Source organism: Chitinophaga polysaccharea (assembly GCF_007829335.1).
Taxonomy (GTDB): domain Bacteria; phylum Bacteroidota; class Bacteroidia; order Chitinophagales; family Chitinophagaceae; genus Chitinophaga; species Chitinophaga polysaccharea_B.
The window spans coordinates 1-3,210 of the sequence record NZ_VIWO01000019.1 but is presented as its reverse complement, the minus strand read 5'-3'; the positions used below and the strand labels follow the sequence as shown (position 1 = coordinate 3,210).

General features: G+C 47.0%; 1 rRNA gene and 1 other annotated feature. The gene reads right to left on the bottom strand.

Annotated elements, in window-relative coordinates:
- Window positions 1–2 precede the first annotated feature (2 nt).
- Window positions 3–86: a sequence feature (5S ribosomal RNA rRNA prediction is too short), on the bottom strand.
- An 85-nt stretch (window positions 87–171) separates the two neighbouring features.
- A 23S ribosomal RNA gene (locus FHW36_RS30370) occupies window positions 172–3,052 on the bottom strand.
- Window positions 3,053–3,210: the final 158 nt, after the last annotated feature.

Sequence of the window (3,210 nt, the reverse complement as noted above, 5' to 3'; positions counted from 1 at the left end):
TGATAGTGCAGTACCATCGGCCATGAGGGGCTTAACTTCTCTGTTCGGAATGGGAAGAGGTGAACACCCTCGGCATAACCACCATAAGATCTTTTTTGCTATTACAGCAAACTAATAAGATAACATATCGGGAAAGTTGTATTCAAAATTCTTTTGCGCAGTATAAAAATAAAATTAAAGCTTACGGGCAATTAGTATTACTCGGCTGCGATGTTACCACCCTTACACCTGTAACCTATCAACGTCGTAGTCTGCGACGGCCCTTAAAAGTAAACTCATCTTGAAGCAGGTTTCACGCTTAGATGCTTTCAGCGTTTATCCTATCCGTACATAGCTACTCTGCACTGCACCTGGCGGCACAACAGATACACCAGCGGTACGTACGACCCGGTCCTCTCGTACTAAGGTCATGTCCTCTCAATTTACTAACGATCACAACAGATAGGGACCGAACTGTCTTGCGACGTTCTGAACCCAGTTCACGTGCCACTTTAATCGGCGAACAGCCGAACCCTTGGGACCTTCTCCAGCCCCAGGATGTGACGAACCGACATCGAGGTGCCAAACCTCACCGTCGATATGAGCTCTTGGGTGAGATCAGCCTGTTATCCCCGGAGTACCTTTTATCCTTTGAGCGATGGCCCTTCCATACAGAACCACCGGATCACTTTAGCCTGCTTTCGCACCTGCTCGGCTTGTTTGCCTCACAGTCAAGCACCCTTATACTAATGCGCTCTGCGTACGATTACCAACCGTACTGAGGGTACCTTTGCGAGCCTCCGTTACCTTTTAGGAGGCGACCACCCCAGTCAAACTACCCACCAAACAATGTCTCCGTTGCCGGATTAGACTCTAAATAACAGAAGGTTGGTATTTCAACGATGACTCCACAAATCCTGGCGAACCTGCTTCATAGTCTCCCAACTATCCTACACATCTGGCATTCAAAATCAATGTTAAGTTGTAGTGAAGGTTCACGGGGTCTTTCCGTCCCGTTGCGATTAACCGGCATCTTCACCGATACTACAATTTCACCGAGCTCGTGGTAGAGACAGTGTACAACTCATTAGACCATTCGTGCAGGTCGGAACTTACCCGACAAGGAATTTCGCTACCTTAGGACCGTTATAGTTACGGCCGCCGTTTACTGGGGCTTCAGTCAGAAGCTTTGGATTACTCCGAACATCCTTCCTTAACCTTCCAGCACCGGGCAGGTATCAGGCTCTATACGTCATCTTTCGATTTTGCAGGGCCCTGTGTTTTTGTTAAACAGTTGGTTGTACCATTTTACTGAGGCCGCATCACTGCGGCACGCCTTATCCCGAAGTTACAGCGTCAATTTGCCTAGTTCCTTTACCACGGATCACTCGAGCGCCTGAGAATACTCATCTCGACTACCTGTGTCGGTTTGCGGTACGGGCTGCTATAAACGAACCTTAGAAGTTTTTCTTGGAAGTCTGATTAGGGATACTATCAGCGCGGCCGAAGCTTTGCTGTACTGTCAGGTTCATCATCCCTGGCGGATTTTCCTACCAAGAATATAACTACACCCTTTAACGCACTATTCCGTAAGTGCGCGATCCTTTCACTACTCCGTTACTCCATCGAATTTATAGCAGGTACTGGAATATTCACCAGTTTGCCATCAGCTTCACCTTTCGGCTTTGCCTAAGGACCCGACTAACCCTGATCCGATTAGCGTTGATCAGGAACCCTTAGTCTTACGGCGATAAGATTTTTCATCTTATTTATCGTTACTTATGCCTACATTTTCTTTTCTAAACGCTCCAGCATGTCTCGCAACACACCTTCGATGCAGTTTAGAATGCTCCCCTACCGTCTAGTACCTTCGTACTAGGCCTAAAGCTTCGGTTATATGTTTGATGCCCGATTATTTTCCGTGCCCAAACCCTCGACCAGTGAGCTGTTACGCACTCTTTAAATGAATGGCTGCTTCCAAGCCAACATCCTGGCTGTTTTAGGATTTGAACCGCGTTTGTTCAACTTAACATATCATTAGGGACCTTAGCTGTTAGTCTGGGTTATTTCCCTCTCGGCCATGGACCTTAGCGCCCACAGCCTCACTCCTGGAGATTATGTTATAGCATTCGGAGTTTATTAGGGTTTGGTAGGCGGTGAAGCCCCCTAGCCCAATTAGTAGCTCTACCTCTATAACACGTCTATATCCAAGGCTGTTCCTAAAAACATTTCGGGGAGAACGAGCTATCTCTCAGTTTGATTGGCCTTTCACCCCTATCCACAGGTCATCCCATAGCTTTTCAACGCTAATGAGTTCGGGCCTCCAGTTAGTTTTACCTAACCTTCACCCTGCCCATGGATAGATCACAAAGTTTCGCGTCTACCCCCACTGACTGATTCGCTCTGTTAGAACTTGCTTTCGCTGCGGCTCCGGTACTGAAGACCTTAACCTTGCCAGTGAGGAGTAACTCGTAGGCTCATTATGCAAAAGGCACGCCGTCACTCTTGCGAGCTCCGACCGCTTGTAAGCGCACGGTTTCAGGAACTATTTCACTCTCCTGTTCGGAGTACTTTTCACCTTTCCCTTACGGTACTGGTTCACTATCGGTATCTAAGGAGTATTTAGCCTTACCAGATGGTGCTGGCAGTTTCACACAGGATTCCTCCGGTCCCGCGCTACTCAGGATACTACACGTCCATCAGAATTTCTGTCTACAGGGCTATCACCTGCTGCGGCTCATCTTTCCAGATGATTCAACTTGATCTGACTTTCTAAAAGTAGTCCTACAACCCCGGATAGAATTGCTTCGATCCGGTTTGGGCTCTTCCCCGTTCGCTCGCCACTACTTAGGGAATCATTATTTATTTTCTTTTCCTGCAGGTACTTAGATGTTTCAGTTCCCTGCGTTGGCTCTCTTTCGAGTGATACACCTTCAGTGTACCGGGTTGTCCCATTCGGAAATCTACGGATGTAACGATCGTTTGCATCTCCCCGTAGCTTATCGCAGCTTACCACGTCCTTCTTCGCCTCTTAGATCCTAGGCATCCACCATGCGCCCTTATTCGCTTTAAAAATCTTTAGTATTCTAATACTACTATTTCGAATACAACTTGCATTTCCCAATATGTCAAAGAACTTTTAATCACTGACCTCTTTTTCAAGATTTCATTCGTGTGATTATTGCCGATGTGTGAGAGCTGATCTCAGTAACCCATTTGGTTACACATCTT